The sequence below is a fragment of the Nevskia sp. genome (genome assembly GCF_021732705.1).
GTDB lineage: Bacteria > Pseudomonadota > Gammaproteobacteria > Nevskiales > Nevskiaceae > Nevskia.
Genome location: NZ_JAKFUM010000007.1, coordinates 239,608 through 254,258 on the forward strand (window position 1 = coordinate 239,608; position 14,651 = coordinate 254,258).

The following is a 14,651-nucleotide window of genomic DNA, read 5'->3' on the forward strand; positions in this document are numbered from 1 at the left end:
ATGTCGGCGGAGTGGAGACGCTGGCGACTCGTTCCATTTGTCGAGGCCTGTCAAGAGCGCGCGCAATACCGTTGCCGGTTTTCTGCGGCTGATCAGCGGCGGGAAACAATGAACGGCCGCGAGCTTACTCCCGATGCGCAAGCTGATCGGGTCGAATTTGACTCGACACTCGCCAGTCGCGGCTGCACCTGTTTCGTTTCCCCGCCGTGCAGCTTTTGCACGCACGCGGGGAATCCGTTGAATCAAGCCGAAAACGAAAGCTGCTGGCTCCCGGAAACCCTCGAATTACCCGCAGTTGCAGTGCACGCGGAAGCTGGCGCGTTCATTGGCGTAGAGATCGCGCCGAACGGGCGCGAGTGTACCGCAGTCGTGGCGGTCACTCGGCTGCGCGACGGTCGAATCCACATCAAAAATGCGCGCGACTTACTTGATACCGCGTCGGCGCTGATCAAGGCGTTTGAAGACATGCGCACCCGTCGTGCTGCGGTCGCGAACGCATCAATCCCCCCCGAGAACCGGCCGTAAGGCCATCACCCTGCAGTTCACCGAGTAACCCCAATGTCACTGAAAGCCAATCTGGAACAGTTCAACGGAGGCAAATTCGCGAAGCGACTCGACGACGAGTTTCGCGATCTTGTGGCCGCATGCGTCGCAACCGGGAAGTCGGGCGCGATGACGATCACGCTGAAACTCAAGCCCGGAAAGGGCGGCGGACAGACGATGGCCGTTGACTACGACTCGAAGGTCAAGGAACCGAGCTTCGACTCGCCAGTCGCGCATCTGTACGTCGCGAACGGCAACAGCCTGGTCATCACCCCGCCCGAGCAGAAGGAAATGGAACTGAAGCCATCGGCGGCTCAGGAACAGGCTCCGCTGCGCGCCGTCGGCGGTCGCGACGCCTAAGTAGCAATCCACCCGCATTTTTTGGAGTAGAGCAATGGAAGAAGAAAACCAGTCGGCTGCGGCGATCGTTCGCGACCTGTCACGGCCGACGCTGCAGGACGTTCAGGGCGTCCCGACCCTGATCATTCAGGATGGTCAGAAATTCACACAGTTCCCGGAACTGCTGCCCCGGCCGAAGCGCACAAAGGCGAAGCTCACGGCGATGGATGTCGGCGGCTTTGTCGACTACGTCAGGGAATACAAGCTGCCGCGCACGCGGCTGTTCGCGACGACCGTCGGTCAGGCCCTGAGCATCACCGGCAAGATCGACTATCACGAAGCCGGTGAAGGCGACGAAGCGCCGTCGCACTGCGAGCACAACATCACCTGTCCGCTGACGTACAGCGACGAATGGGGCCGCTGGACTGGTGCCAGCAATCGGCACATGAGCCAGAAGGAGTTCGGCGAGTTCCTGGAAGAAAACCTGCCAGACATCATCGAGCCGCAGTCGGATGCCCTGCTCGCTGCCGCGCTGAACTTCAGTTCGTCACGCAAGGTCGAGTTCCGTTCGTCTCAGCGGCTGTCCGACGGACTGACGCAGTTCACCTATTCCGAGTCGGACAACAACGCACAGCAGGCCGCGTTGCCGACGGAGATCGTCGTCGCCATCCCGGTGTTCGTGAACGGCACGAAGTACGACCTGAAGGCCCGTCTGAAGCACTCGATTCGCGATGCCAACCTGAAGATTTGGTACGAGATCGTGCGCCCCGACAAGGTTGTCGAGTTGGCCCTGAAGGCGGTGCTTGCCGACATCGCCATGAAGACCGGCATCACCCCGATCCGCGCCAGCGTCGCGCTCGCCTGATCGACTCCCGTCACGCAGCGCCGGGATAGGCCGGCGCTGCACCCAACCCCTACGGAATCCCATGACCACCGAACTGATTGAGCGGGGCGACAGCGCTCGCGCCGATGACGACAGCACTTCGTTGACCCCCGCGCCGCCGCCCAGCGCGCTGGTCACCTTGGACCCGGAGGCGTACACCGCCGCCGTATTCAACCCGTTCGTTGCCCGCGTGAAGGCTGCGAAGCAGACCGTTGCCGAAACGCCGGTCTACGACATCACCACGAAGGCCGGACTGGCCACCGCAACAAAGCTGCGCGCCCTGTTCCGGAAGATTCGCACCGAGGGCGACGCCGAACGCAAGCTGCGCACCGAGCCGGTCACGAAAATCCAGAAGCGGCTGATCGAAGAGTTCGCGAAGCTCAAGGCCGAAGTCGAGCCGTTCGAGGCGCGCTTTGATGCCGAGATCGAGGCCGAGAACAAGCGGCAGGAACAGGTTGCCGAAGCGAAGCGGCAGGAAGAAGCCGCCCGCGTCGCCGCGCTGCAGGAAAAGGTACGCGCGATCGGTGCACGAACTGCCGAAGCCGTCGGCAAGACGCCTGACGAGATCGCCGCGATCCGCGCCGAAGTGATGGCGATCGACCCGACCGAAGCCGAGTACGAAGAGCTTGCCGGTGCCGCGCTGCGCGTGCAGCGTGAAACGCTGGTCGAGTTGGATCGCCTGCATGCCGCCGCTGTCGAGCAGCAGCGCAAGAACGAGGAAGCGGAGCGTAACCGCCTGGAACTGGAAAGGCTCCGTGAGGACAAGGCGAAGGCTGAACGCGCCGCCGCGATCCGCGAGCGCATTACCGGCATGAAGTCGCTGGCCGAATTCGAGTCACCCGCGCCGGCGTCGGAAGTGATCAAGGCTCGCATCGCCAAGGCCTTCGAGATCGACACATCCGAAGACTCGTTCGGCGATCAGGTAGAGATCGCGCAGCTCGTCCTGAACGGCGTCCGCGACAAGCTGAACGTCGCGCTGGTAGCCGCGATGGATCGTGAGCAAGCTGCTGCGACCAAGGCCGAGGCTGAGCGCCAGCGCCTGGCCGACGAGCGTGCGAAGCAGCAAGAGACCGAGCGCGAGAACGCAAAGCTGCGCGAACAACTCGCTGCCGCGCAGCGCGTAGCCAGCGAGCGCGAAGCAGCGCCCACCGCTGCCGCACCGCCGGAACCCGTCAGCGCGGTTGTCGAGTTCACCGCCACGAAGGAATACCGCGCATTCGACGACGCCCCGGATGTTGCCGCAGCTGACGTTGCCGAAATCGTCGCAGGCGTTGCCGACCTTCCGGCCAGCCCCGCGATCCCGAAGCGCCCGACGGATACGGAGATCGTCCGCGCCGTCGCGGATGCCTTCCATGTCGACTCCGCCATCGCCAAGGGCTGGATTCGCGCCATCAATTTCGCCGCCATCTGACATGACCAGCATCGACACCTACCTGCGGCACGTCGACAAGGACGGCAAGCGGCACGTCGCCCGGTACCGCGTCTGGGATCGCGACCGGTTCCTGAAGTCGCAGCTTGACGCTGCGGCGAAGGAACAGGGCCGGATTGAACCGATCACCGAGGCGCAGTACGAAGCCGATCGCGCCAAGCACTAACCACACCTGAAGCCCGGTGCGAGCCGGGCGGAGATCACACATGAGTTCCGAAGCCGTAACAGCCGTTGCAGCCGTAACATCCGCGGAGCCGCCAATGCTGCCCGATGCGTTCATGTCGACCACGTCGCTCGTCATGGACAGCAACGCGATGTCGCAGATGCTGACGCTTGCCGAAGTGATGGCCACCGCCGTCGCCACTGTGCCCGTGCACTTCAGGGGCAAAAAGGGCGACTGCCTGGCGGTCATCATGCAGAGCATGCAGTGGGGGCTGAATCCGTTCACCGTCGCACAGAAAACGCACCTGGTCAGCGGCACGCTTGGATACGAGGCGCAGCTCGTCAACGCCGTCATCATCGCCCGCGCGCCTGTGGCCAATCGTCCGAAGTTTGAATGGTTCGGACCATGGGAAAAGATCGTCGGCAAGTTCGTCGAGCGTGAAAGCAAGACGAAGAAAGACGACCACGGCGACGCACAGAAGTACCGCGCGCCAGCGTGGGATATCAAGGACGAGGCCGGCTGCGGCGTCACTGTTTCGGCCGTGTTCCGGGGCGAGAAAGAGCCGCGTGAACTGACGCTGCTGATGACCCAGGCCCGCACCCGCAATTCGACGCTGTGGGCCGACGATCCGAAGCAGCAGCTTGCGTACCTCGCGATCAAGCGCTGGTCGCGGCTGTACTGCCCGGACGTGATCATGGGCGTGTACACCCGCGACGAGCTTGAGGATCGTCACGAAGAGATCGACGTGACACCGAAAAGCAATGCGCCTGACCCGTCGATCGATCTGTTGCTGAAGACGCTGATCGGCTCGCTTGAGCGCGAGTCGAAGCATGGCTTCGCTGCCGTCGACGCGGCCTGGAAAAGCATGACTGCGGAACAGCGCCGCCTGATCCCGAACGCCGACTGGACGCGGATCAAGATCGATGCTGTCGAGGCGGACAAGGCGAAGGCATCGCCGCGCGGTACCGGCTCGCCGGATGCCCCCGCCCCGACACCGCAAGCGGAGCCCGGCGCAAGCCCCGTGGCCGATCCGAACGCTCCGTCCTATGCCTGGCTGATGTCACAGGTTCACATCGCGACAACCGGTGACGAGCTGCTCCAGATTCAGTCCGACGCATCGCATCTGACGCCGCAGATGCAGGGCGAGATCGCTGCGGCATGCAAGTCGCGCGCACGGACCCTGTCGGCCAATGGCTGAAGATCGGATCATCGAACAGGGAAGCGAGGGCTGGCGCGCGCTGCGCGCCGGCAAGCTCACGGCCAGCGAGTTCCAGACGATTTGCGACGGAACACCGGTCGCTCGTGAGTCGCTGATGTGCGTGCTCGCATTCGAGCGGCTTTCCGGACAGCCGCGACATGAGATCAGCGCCGCATCCCTGAAGTGGGGCACAGCGCAGGAACAGGAAGCCCGGCGCGAGTATGAATTCCAGTCCGGGAACATCGCCCTGCAAGCGGAGTTCACCCCGCACCCGGATTACCCATTCATCGGTGCCAGTCCGGACTTCATCGTGCCGCCGAAGGGCGGCGGCGAGATCAAGTCGCCGCTGAACGAAGGGGTACACGTCCGCACCTGGCTCGACGGCATGCCGAAAGAACATCGCTGGCAGGTTCAGGGCGGAATGATGTGTACCGGGGCCGCATGGTGGGACTTCTGTTCGTGGCACCCGAACACTTCACCAAACCTGCGCCTGTACCGGCAGCGGATCAAGCGCGACGACTCGTTCATCGCCGAAATGCTGGACAGCCTGCTTCAGTTTGAGGCGGAGCTTCGGACGCTGGTGAAGCGGCTCGAAGCAAAGGGCGTCGCCGCTGCGGAGTTCGTGGCATGACGGCCGTCACGAAGCGTCAGCGGCGCATCTGGAATCGCGTTCGACGCGAGCTGATTCAGCTCGTCCGGGAACTGAACAGCGAACCCGCGCTGGTCGGCATCGCCGATCAAATCACCGCGACGATCAATCGCGCGGACCTGTCGCTGACGGATGCCGTCGGCGGCGATACCAACATGGGCGACATGGAGCCTTCCCTGTGAGTGCAACGACTGGAATCGCCTGGTGCGACTCAACACTGAATTTTTGGGCTGGTTGCACGAAGGTCAGCCCGGCCTGTGATCACTGCTACGCGGAGCGCGATTCAGCGCGGTTCAAATCCGCCGAATGGGGGACTGGCAAGCCTCGGAAGCAGATGGCCGAAGCGACGCGGGCACAGGCTGATAAGTGGAACAAGGTGCAGTTCTACGAGTGCAGTGCATGCGGCCGACGCGGAGCTGGCCTTGATCGGATCGGCGAGTCGACATTTTGTCCCGAGTGCGGAACGCACGGAACCTCAGCCCCCGCCCGCCGCCGAGTCTTCGTAAATTCTTGGTCCGACTGGCTCGACAACGAAGTGCCGATCGAGTGGCTTGTCGACTTGCTCGACCGTATCCGGCGCTGCCCGAACATTGATTTCTTGTTGCTGACGAAGCGGATCGGTAACTGGCGCGCACGCGTCGATGCAGCCATCGAATGCCTGGACGATGCCGATCCGGCGGATTGCATCGTTGATCGCGACGCGCTGCGGACTTGGCTGGAGTCGTGGCACGCCGGGGAAGCGAGCGCCAACGTCTGGCTCGGTGCCACTGTCATCAACCAAGCCGAAGCCGACCGCGACGTGCCGAAGCTGCTGGCCGTGCCAGCGCGCGTCCGGTTCCTGAGCATCGAGCCGATGCTTGGGGCAATTGATCTGTCGAACTGTTTTTCGGCCAATGCGTTGCACGAGATCGACGGCGGTCCACGCATCGACTGGATCATCGCCGGCGGCGAGTCCGGCCCGCATGCCCGGCCGATGCACCCGGATTGGGTCCGCAGCCTGCGTGACCAGTGCGAAGCGGCCGGCGTGGCATTCATGATGAAACAGTGGGGCGAGTTCGCACCAGTGCCGCGCAATGAGCAACTCGGCAAGCCCGCGATGGTGTGGGTCGGCGACACGATGATCGCAGCAGATGGCCGGATACAGGTGCTAGACGAGACGTTGGGATGCGGGATCGAGTCGAACGCCGCCCCGATGCGCCGCATCGGCAAAAAAGCCGCCGGCCGCTTGCTCGACGGCGTCGAACACAACCAATTCCCGGCGGTGACGGCATGAAGGTCACTCCGATCAGCTTCAACGGCACGAACATCGTCGCGATCGACGAGGGACGCAAGACGCAGACGAGACGAATCGCGAAAGAGTTTGCCGGTCGTGATGATCTTGACGCCATCCTACGGCGATTCCCGGACCAGAATGGATGTCCCTTTGGCGAGCCCGGCGACCTGCTATATGTCAAGGAGGACGCATTCATGTGGTGCGAGCGTCGGCCGAATGGCACGACGCCGACCGGCCGGCCGAAGTGGCTTTATGTCCCGATGCGCGACGCGCCGATTCACTATGCCGCCGACGGCCCGAAGCCGACCACGAGCATCGTGTCGCCAGATACCGGCAACGCCTGGGGCTGGCGACACAAGGTCGCGCGGTTCATGCCGCGCTGGGCTTCGCGCACGACGCTGAGGCTCACAGCCGTCCGAATTGAGCGCCTGCAGAAGATCACCGAGCGTGACGCTGTGGCCGAAGGCTGCGGCTCGCCGGTCACGCGCGATTGCAAGGTGCCGAAGTTCATTCGCTTGTGGGAGTCGCTACACGGACTCAGTTCGTGGCCAGAGAACCCCCATGTGTGGGTGCTGACGTTCAAGCCGATCAAAGCCAACGTCGACGACGTGATCGCGCGGGGGCTGTCATGAGCCTTGAAGCCCTAGACGCTCCGATGCCGCGCCTGTCGCACCACGATCAAGCCCTCGACCTGCTGCGCAACTCTTCCGCGCCGCTGTCGATGACTGGCCTAGTTCAGCGCCTTGGGATCGGCCGGCGGGCTGGCGCGGCGGTGCTGCGCGACCTGATCGACCGACAAGCAATCAGGCCGGTGACCATCGCCGATCGCACCGATGTCGTGTGGCTTGCTGGCGAGCCGACCCCTGACGAAATCGAGCGTGTCGCCACCGCCTTGAGCGCGCTGTACGAGCCCCCGCCGGCTCGACGGAAGGATCGAAGGCAGCGAGTCACGCCGCGGGTTCGCGAAGACGAGTTCTGCGCGCTGCTGGAGCTGCGCGCGACAACGCCGATTGATCTTCGCGAAGCAATGGGCGTGTCTACATCCGTCGTGAGCACGACATTGCGTTCGCTCGCAGCCGACGGCCGCGTGGTCTGCCTTGGCAAGCTGATGCACGCGAAGGCTTCGAGCGCGTCTGGCCTATATATCGGTCGATCGCTTTTCGACAAGACCCTGAAGGAACTGAATTCATGACCCTGGAAGTGCGTCAGCAATTCGCGATTTTCCAGCAGGTTTGGATTGTCCCGCTGGTCGTCGAAGGGCGCGTGATGGCGATTTATGAGGACAGCAAAAGCGTGCAGTTCTACGTCCGCTACTTCTACAACGGCGACGCGAAATACGTCTATTTCCTTGCCGACGAACTTTCTACGAGCAAGCCATGAACGATCAGCGATACCCCCTACAGTGGCCAAACGCCAAACCGCGCACGCCGAACGGCAGCCGCCAATTCGGCCGCTTCGTGACGCGCCGGGAAAGAGCTGGCCGCGGCTACAAGTCCAACGAGTCGGTGACCTTGTCCGAAGCCATAAAGCGCCTGCAGGACGAGCTGGACCGCCTTGGTGCAGCCGACTTCATCCTGAGTACGAACGTCGCCTTGCGACTCGACGGCCTGCCGCGCGGCGGGCAGTCGGCACCGGCCGATCCTGGCGTGTGCGTCTACTTCAAGCTCAAGGGCAAGGCGCATGCCCTGCCGTGCGATCGGTTCACGGAGGTCGAACAGAACATCGCCGCCATCGCTGCGCACATCGAGGCGACGCGCGCGATCGAGCGCTACGGCGTCGCCGACATGGGCGAGCTGTTCCGTTTCGCCGCCCTGCCCGCCCCCGGCCAAGACACGGCGCGCGGCTGGCGCACGGTGCTGGGCTTCGACGAAGGCGATCGGCCGTCGACCGCGCTGATCGACAAGGCGTATCGCAAGGCCGCGTCGATGTCGCACCCGGACAAGCCGGGCGGCAGCGATGCCCGGATGGCCGAAATCAACGCGGCGCGCGATCAGGCATTGCAGGAAATTCGCTCATGACCCCTCAACAGCGTCAGCAGCACGATGCACTGGTCAAGGCGTACACCGACAAGGGCAAGCTGATCGAAGCCGGGTTTGCGGCGCTACGCCTGCAAGTCATCCCGGCATCGGCGTCGAAGACGCAAGTCGACGAAATGCGCATGGCGTTCTTCCTTGGCGCGCAGCACCTGTTCGCTTCTTTCATGGCGGTTTTTGACCCGGAATCCGAGCCGACTGCCGCCGACCTTAGTGCTCTCGGAAAAATCGACGCCGAATTGTCGAAGTTCGCGGCCGAGTTCGCCCTTCGCGCTGCGCCGACCGGACGGAAGCAATGAACGAGATCGCCGAATGGATCGTCATCGTGTTGGGCCTGGCCGTGGCGTTCGACTGGATTTTCAAGCCGAGGGGGCGGAAGTGAAACAGGAGCTACGGGACTTTGTGCAAGCCGCGCTTCGGGGCGGGGCGAACCTTGATCAGATTCGCGCGGCAGTTGGCCACGATGTCGACGTGTTGCGTGAAGCGTGTTCCTGCCCGTCCGGCAACGGCTCGCTGCGGAACCCGTGCGCAGTGCATCCGCAAGCCGCGCCTGTCGACGCCCTCGCGCAGTTCATCCGCATGGTCGACGGCAATCATTCGATGGGCGCCGGCGCGCTTGCCGAAGCGATTTGCGGCCGATTCACCATCTTGGAGATCGCATCATGATCAGCCGCGCCCACATCGACAGCTTCAGCGGCAAAGCCGCCAACCTGCCCCCGCGCGACCGCACCCCGACGTGCATCTTGCGGGCGCTGGTGATGATCGGCATCTTTCTGAACATGCCGGGGGTGAACCGTGGCTGAACCGCGCATTCTCGACCCGTGCAGTGGTAGTCGCATGATGTGGTTCGACCGTGAGCATCCCGACGTTGTTTTCGGAGACTGTCGATCCGAGACGTTGACTGTGACGGATCGTAGTCGCGGCAACGCAAGCGGCACGCGCACGATCCGAATTGACCCCGACACGTTGCTCGATTTTCGCGCCATGCCCTACCCGGATGGTTCGTTCAATCTGGTGGCGTTCGACCCTCCGCACCTGATCCATGCAGGGCCTCGAAGCTGGCTCGCCGCGAAATATGGGCGACTGAGCGATAACTGGCGCGACGACTTGCGGCAAGGCTTCGCGGAATGCTTCCGCGTGCTGGCCAACAATGGAGTGCTGGTGTTCAAGTGGAACGAGACGCAAGTCAAGGTCCGCGAAGTCTTGGCGCTGACGCCGCATGCGCCGCTGTTCGGACACACGTCCGGCAAGCGCGCCGGCACGCACTGGCTGGTATTCATGAAGCCAAGCTGCCCGGAGACGCCCCGATGACCCCCTACGTATGCTGGAACTGCGGGCACGAAGTGCATCCGCTCGACGAATTGCACGTCCGCTGGTGCATTGGATGGCTGCTCGCCGCCGCACCGGAGCGCGCTTGATGAGCCGCAAAGGAACGAATCCGCCGCCGCCGAGCGTGAAGAAGCCTGCGCCGCCCTCGCCCCCGCCGTCGACCAGCACGCCGCATCCGATCGTGTTCACCGACAAGCACGGCCAGTCCATAACGCTCGACGGAAACATGCGGATCAGCGATCTGGTCAAGGGCCGCATCATCGGCTTGAACGTGCAATTGCGCGTCGTGCTCGCCGACGAGCCGATGGCCGACGGGCAGTTCAGGCACGACCCGATGAGCCGCCTATCCCCGACCCTACGCAGCGCCGAAAACAACACGCTGATGTTCTGGTGCCTCGGATGCGACATGCCGCACCACGTCGCGCACGGCCCCGGCAGCGGCCCCCGCTGGACGTGGAACGGCGATGCCATCAAGCCGACGTTCTCGCCGTCGATCCTCGTTCGCTGGGAGCAAGGCGAGCCGCCGGCAACCGACCCGGAGATCGCCGCGAAGATCAGAAGCGGCGAGATCGTTCAGCGAAGGGTCAACAAGGTCTGTCACACCTTCGTGACCGACGGCCGGATTCAGTACCTAAACGACTGCACGCACGCCTTGGCCGGGCAGACGATTGATTTGCCCCTTTGGCCCTCGGCAGACGAACCGGCGGACGAATCATGACCGGCGAGCCGTTACAGCCGTTGCAGACGTATCGCCTGACCACGATCGCCGATCTGCTGAAGGTGCCGGCCGACCGGCGCGAAGACTGTGTCCGGGGGCTGCTGTACGCCCTACTGACGCAAGAGATTGCATTTGGCGATGACGCCGGAAGCATGCTTCGCGACGGAATCACCTGGACCGACGACGGCGACCTGAGCGTCAGTCTGCGCTGCGCGGACGGCGAGGAACTGGCGACCCTGAACATCACGAAGTACGACCCGTCATGAACGAACTCGACGCCTCGCAGATTCCGGCGAACGATGACAAGCTCGCCTACACCTACGACACCGTGGCGGACCGGCTGGAAATCAGCCCGAAGACCGTCATGCGCATGGTCGCCCGCAAAGACCTGGTCGCCATCAAGGTCGGCCGGTCGCGCCGCGTGACGCATGCCTCCCTTACCGCTTTCATGACCAAGGCGACCGCTGCCCCCCCATGCCCCACCGTCAAAAAGGCTCGCCCTTCTGGTACATCAGCTACACAGATGTCGACGGCAAGCGGCTTAAAGTCACATCTGGCACGACGGTTAAAGCCGAAGCCGACGCCCTCGAAGCGAAGCACCGGTTAGCGGTCCACGAACAAAAAAAGTGGGGCGCGTCGAAGCAGCACACCTTCGACGAGCTGTTGGGCCGCTACTTCGACGACAACCAAGACAAGAAGTCGCACAGCCGCGACCTGACATCGGCAGTGCCGCTGACGGCCTACTTCACCGGCCGGGTGGTCAACGAACTGCGCGGCGAGGACATCATCGGGTACCGGGCCAAGCGCGCGGCCACGATTCAGGACAATGGTCGGCCGATCAGCGCCGCGACGATCGCGAAAGAGCTGTACCTGTTCAGCGCCGCGATCCGCTACGCACAGGTGCAGCTCGAATGGGACGTGAACAACCCGGTCAAGGGGCGCGCTCCGAAGATCAGGACGAAAGCCCCTCGATGGCTTCGGCAGGACGAGATCGCTGCGTTTGTTGACGCGGCCGTCGGCATCGCGGCGAACCGGCACCGGACATCGCCGCTGGTCGTCGATTACGTCCTGCTGATGATCGCGACCGGCATGCGGCCCGGCGAAGCGCTGGGCTTGACTTGGTCCCGCGTCGACCTTGATCGCGGGATGGTCTACTTCGACGACGACGATCAGAAATCCGGCGTGCCCGGTTCGATCCCCCTGAACTCGACGGCGGTCGACATCCTCAAGGCCCGCCGCGCCTATTGCGACACCCGCTGCCCGCGCACCGCATGGGTGTTCTGCCACAGCACCGGGGAGCGCATCCTGTCGCTGAAGAAGGCGATCGAGACGGCCGCGCGGCGGGCGAAACTTCAGCGCGTCGTGCCGCACACCTTCCGGCATACCTTCGGCGCGCAGATGACGCAGGCCGGCGTCGACATCCGGGAATTGAAGGACTTGATGCGCCATGCCGACATCCGCACGACCATGATCTACGCGCATTTGGCGCGCGAGTCAGGGCGCAAGCTGATCAACCGGATGGATGCCGTGCTCAAGGGCATTCGACCGCCCGAAGCACTTAGACAGAATTTAGACAGCGAGCAGGGATAAAAGGGGCTTTTGTGGCCTTTTCTGTCCTTTTCCGGCCATAGGCGGCGTTGCAAGTAACTGATTTATAAGGCTTCAAGTAGAGCTTTAGCCTTCACACGGCGGGGGTCACAGGTTCAAGCCCTGTACTGTCCACCAAGCAAATCAAGGGCTTGAGCGCTAAAACGCTCAGGCCCTTTTTGTTGGCTGTGACCGAAACCCGCCGTCCGCACGGCAGTCCGCGGCTTCACGACACCGGTCTCGACAGCGAAAACGTGCCGCGGCCGCTGCGCTTGGCGTCGTACAGGGCGCTGTCGGCGGCCTTCATCAGGTCCTTCGGCGTGGCTTCGTGGCTCCAGTTCATCGCGATGCCGATGCTGATGCCGACCTCGATCTCGCCGCCGTCATCAAGCAGGAACGGCCGCCCGGCCGCGACCAGCAGCTTGCGGGCGAGGAACCGCGGCTCGGCATCGGAGCGGATGCCTTCGACCAGGATCACGAACTCGTCGCCGGCGAAGCGGCCGACCAGATCCGTCTCGCGCACGGCATTGCGCATGCGCAGCGCCAGTTCCTGCAGCACTTCGTCGCCCGCGCCATGGCCGAGGGTGTCGTTGATCCACTTGAATCGGTCGATGTCGATGAACAGCAGCGCCACGTGCAGCCGCGTGCGTCGGGCGCGAGCCAGCGCCTGATCCAGCCCTTCCTCGAACTCGCGTCGATTGGCAAGCCCGGTCAGCGAGTCGAACTGCGCCAGCAGCATCAACTGCTTCTGCACCTGCTTGAGTTGCGTCACGTCGGACGTCAGCACATAGACGCTCTGCGTGCGGCCGGTGATGTCGGGCTGCGGCACGAGCGTCGAACGGAAGCTGCGCAGGCCGTTGCCATGCGGATACTCGAAGGTCACCTCGACCCGGCGGCCGTCCAGCGCCTGCATCACTGCCGCCTTCTGCGGTTCGACCCAGGCCGCCGGCAAGGCCTGATCGAATGGCCGGCTGATGACGGCGTGCCGGTCCAAGCCGAGCCAGCTGTCATACGTCGCGTTGCAGAACGTCACCGAACCCTCGCGGCTGATCTGCGTGATCAGCGCCGGCATGTTGTCGGCGATTGCCCGCAGACGCGCTTCGCTCGCCATCAACTGCAGTTCGTACTGCTTCCGCGCGGTGATGTCGAGCACGAAGATGTAGAAGCCGTGGCCCAGACCGTCGTCATCGAGATCCGGGATGAAGCTCAGCATCAGGTGCAGGCCGCGCTCGCTTTCGGCGGCATGGCGCTCGAACTGCACGGCGTTGCCGGCCAGGGCGGCCTGAATGTGCGGGCGAAGTACCGCGTAGACGGTCTCACCGCAGACCTCGCGCATCGAACGCCCGACCAGGCTCTCGGGCTTCAGACCGAGCATGGTCTGGTAATGGCTGTTGGCGAAGCGGTAGACCTCGTTGGCGTCGACATGGCCGACCATCGCCGGTACGTTGTCGGCAATCGCCCGGAACTGCATCTGCGACTGCCGCAGCGTCGCCACCAGCTTGGTGCGCTCTTCGAGCAGGACGCCGGTGAAGTACGTCACGCCGACGCCGAACAGCAGGAAGCACTGAACGAACAGGATGCGCTCGTAGCCGGATTCGGTCGGCACCAGCGCCATCGGCCCGTAGCCGGCCGTGGTCATCGCCACCGAGATCACGGCGACGAAGAAGATGCCGATCGCGGCACCCAGCTTGCCGTGGCTGTAGACGAGGATCAGCAGCGGAATCTGCACGACGAACAGCAAGGGATAGCGCGTCTGGTAGAAGACGGCGAACGAGACGACGATCAGCAGCGCCAGCCGCGGCAGCAGCAGCCGCCAATCGAGCAGTTGGGCGTACCAGCGGGTGCTGCCGCCGCGCATCAGCCCCAGAGGCACGACCACCAGCAGGCCAAGCAGGTCGCCGGGCAGCCAGACCCGGAAGCTGGCGAGAAAGTCCTCGCCAAGCATCGCCACGAGCACTGCCGAGGCCGTCACCGACACGATCAGCACCGGCACGGCAACGCCGAGGCCCAGAAATACCGCCAGATGGCGGCCATCGGCGAGGTCGATCGGCTCCTGCACCAGCCGCCGCACCAGCCACACCGACAGCATGACTTCGAGGCTGTTGCACAGGCTCAGCGTCAGCGCGAGGCCGGCCGGATCGCCGGTCAGCAGGTTGGCGCCGACATTGCCGACCAGGCCGGCCAGCAGCAGCGCCGGCCACCGACGCGACGACACCTGCAGCAGGATGGCCACGAGAAAGCCGTTCGCGAACCAGATCGACGCGACCCGGTCGGTCTCGCGGGTCAGCGCGATGCCGATCCACGCCAGCGCCAGCACCCCGACGGCAACGGCAGCCAGTCCGGACAGCAGGCGTCGATCCATCGGGCGTCGATCCATCAGCAACTCCGTCGCGTGCAGCTCCATGGTCAGCCGCAGGAGAACTGCTGCCAGACGCGATTATGCCCGAACGAAGGCCTTCGGCCGCAGGTCTGGCGCAAATGCCGCAAAGCGGCAGGCTGCTACCGCG

The 14,651-nt window shown here is 63.9% G+C and carries 22 protein-coding genes; 21 read left to right on the top strand and 1 reads right to left on the bottom strand.

All coding sequences use genetic code 11. The features are described from left to right. Positions 1 to 108 precede the first annotated feature (108 nt). The 21 genes from QZ951_RS08295 (at position 109) to QZ951_RS08395 (ending at position 12,147) form a co-directional block, all read left to right on the top strand. Positions 109 to 525 carry a hypothetical protein gene (locus QZ951_RS08295; RefSeq protein WP_293000071.1) on the top strand — a complete coding sequence of 139 codons (417 nt, stop codon included), beginning with the start codon at positions 109 to 111 and terminating at the stop codon, positions 523 to 525. A gap of 33 nt (positions 526 to 558) precedes the next feature. Next, positions 559 to 903, top strand: coding sequence for a hypothetical protein (locus QZ951_RS08300; protein WP_293000072.1), 345 nt, complete (start codon positions 559 to 561; stop codon positions 901 to 903). A gap of 34 nt (positions 904 to 937) precedes the next feature. Further along, complete coding sequence (locus tag QZ951_RS08305) at positions 938 to 1,747, top strand: DUF2303 family protein (RefSeq protein ID WP_293000073.1); 810 nt, start codon at positions 938 to 940, stop codon at positions 1,745 to 1,747. Between the two features lie 61 nt (positions 1,748 to 1,808). Next, a complete protein-coding gene (locus QZ951_RS08310) occupies positions 1,809 to 3,176 on the top strand; it encodes a hypothetical protein (RefSeq protein WP_293000074.1) in 1,368 nt (455 codons plus the stop codon). Between the two features lies 1 nt (position 3,177). Further along, positions 3,178 to 3,360, top strand: a complete 183-nt coding sequence (locus tag QZ951_RS08315) for a hypothetical protein (RefSeq protein WP_293000075.1) — start codon at positions 3,178 to 3,180, stop codon at positions 3,358 to 3,360. A gap of 40 nt (positions 3,361 to 3,400) precedes the next feature. Further along, positions 3,401 to 4,555: a RecT family recombinase gene (locus tag QZ951_RS08320; protein ID WP_293000076.1), complete on the top strand. Its 1,155-nt coding sequence runs from the start codon at positions 3,401 to 3,403 to the stop codon at positions 4,553 to 4,555. Further along, positions 4,548 to 5,186 carry a lambda exonuclease family protein gene (locus QZ951_RS08325; RefSeq protein WP_293000077.1) on the top strand — a complete coding sequence of 213 codons (639 nt, stop codon included), beginning with the start codon at positions 4,548 to 4,550 and terminating at the stop codon, positions 5,184 to 5,186. Before QZ951_RS08320 ends, QZ951_RS08325 begins: the two co-directional genes overlap by 8 nt. Then, a complete protein-coding gene (locus QZ951_RS08330; RefSeq protein WP_293000078.1) occupies positions 5,183 to 5,386 on the top strand; it encodes a hypothetical protein in 204 nt (67 codons plus the stop codon). Before QZ951_RS08325 ends, QZ951_RS08330 begins: the two co-directional genes overlap by 4 nt. Further along, positions 5,383 to 6,477, top strand: a complete 1,095-nt coding sequence (locus tag QZ951_RS08335; RefSeq protein ID WP_293000079.1) for a phage Gp37/Gp68 family protein — start codon at positions 5,383 to 5,385, stop codon at positions 6,475 to 6,477. The genes QZ951_RS08330 and QZ951_RS08335 overlap by 4 nt, the downstream gene beginning before the upstream one ends. Beyond that, a complete protein-coding gene (locus QZ951_RS08340) occupies positions 6,474 to 7,109 on the top strand; it encodes a hypothetical protein (RefSeq protein ID WP_293000080.1) in 636 nt (211 codons plus the stop codon). The genes QZ951_RS08335 and QZ951_RS08340 overlap by 4 nt, the downstream gene beginning before the upstream one ends. After that, on the top strand, positions 7,106 to 7,669 hold the full coding sequence (locus QZ951_RS08345) for a hypothetical protein (protein ID WP_293000081.1): 564 nt from the start codon (positions 7,106 to 7,108) through the stop codon (positions 7,667 to 7,669). The genes QZ951_RS08340 and QZ951_RS08345 overlap by 4 nt, the downstream gene beginning before the upstream one ends. Next, the gene (locus tag QZ951_RS08350) at positions 7,666 to 7,857 is read left to right on the top strand and encodes a hypothetical protein (protein ID WP_293000082.1); all 192 of its coding nucleotides are present in this window, start codon (positions 7,666 to 7,668) and stop codon (positions 7,855 to 7,857) included. Before QZ951_RS08345 ends, QZ951_RS08350 begins: the two co-directional genes overlap by 4 nt. Continuing rightward, positions 7,854 to 8,495 (top strand): J domain-containing protein, encoded by a 642-nt coding sequence (locus QZ951_RS08355; protein WP_293000083.1) that lies wholly within the window; start codon positions 7,854 to 7,856, stop codon positions 8,493 to 8,495. The genes QZ951_RS08350 and QZ951_RS08355 overlap by 4 nt, the downstream gene beginning before the upstream one ends. Further along, complete coding sequence (locus QZ951_RS08360; RefSeq protein WP_293000084.1) at positions 8,492 to 8,809, top strand: hypothetical protein; 318 nt, start codon at positions 8,492 to 8,494, stop codon at positions 8,807 to 8,809. The genes QZ951_RS08355 and QZ951_RS08360 overlap by 4 nt, the downstream gene beginning before the upstream one ends. 13 nt (positions 8,810 to 8,822) lie before the next feature. Continuing rightward, entirely contained in the window at positions 8,823 to 9,176 is a 354-nt protein-coding gene (locus QZ951_RS08365) for a hypothetical protein (protein WP_293000085.1), read from the top strand. Continuing rightward, a complete protein-coding gene (locus tag QZ951_RS08370) occupies positions 9,173 to 9,313 on the top strand; it encodes a hypothetical protein (RefSeq protein ID WP_293000086.1) in 141 nt (46 codons plus the stop codon). Before QZ951_RS08365 ends, QZ951_RS08370 begins: the two co-directional genes overlap by 4 nt. 34 nt (positions 9,314 to 9,347) lie before the next feature. After that, on the top strand, positions 9,348 to 9,821 hold the full coding sequence (locus tag QZ951_RS08375) for a class I SAM-dependent methyltransferase (protein ID WP_293000087.1): 474 nt from the start codon (positions 9,348 to 9,350) through the stop codon (positions 9,819 to 9,821). Positions 9,822 to 9,927: 106 nt separating this feature from the next. Beyond that, positions 9,928 to 10,557, top strand: coding sequence for a DUF6527 family protein (locus QZ951_RS08380; protein ID WP_293000088.1), 630 nt, complete (start codon positions 9,928 to 9,930; stop codon positions 10,555 to 10,557). Then, on the top strand, positions 10,554 to 10,823 hold the full coding sequence (locus QZ951_RS08385; RefSeq protein ID WP_293000089.1) for a hypothetical protein: 270 nt from the start codon (positions 10,554 to 10,556) through the stop codon (positions 10,821 to 10,823). The genes QZ951_RS08380 and QZ951_RS08385 overlap by 4 nt, the downstream gene beginning before the upstream one ends. Beyond that, a complete protein-coding gene (locus QZ951_RS08390; protein WP_293000090.1) occupies positions 10,820 to 11,164 on the top strand; it encodes a helix-turn-helix domain-containing protein in 345 nt (114 codons plus the stop codon). The genes QZ951_RS08385 and QZ951_RS08390 overlap by 4 nt, the downstream gene beginning before the upstream one ends. 311 nt (positions 11,165 to 11,475) lie before the next feature. Continuing rightward, positions 11,476 to 12,147, top strand: a complete 672-nt coding sequence (locus QZ951_RS08395; protein WP_293000289.1) for a site-specific integrase — start codon at positions 11,476 to 11,478, stop codon at positions 12,145 to 12,147. A 223-nt stretch (positions 12,148 to 12,370) separates the two neighbouring features. On the opposite strand, the gene QZ951_RS08400 is transcribed toward QZ951_RS08395, so the two are convergent. Next, entirely contained in the window at positions 12,371 to 14,521 is a 2,151-nt protein-coding gene (locus QZ951_RS08400) for a sensor domain-containing diguanylate cyclase (RefSeq protein ID WP_293000091.1), read from the bottom strand. Between the last annotated feature and the right edge of the window lie 130 nt (positions 14,522 to 14,651).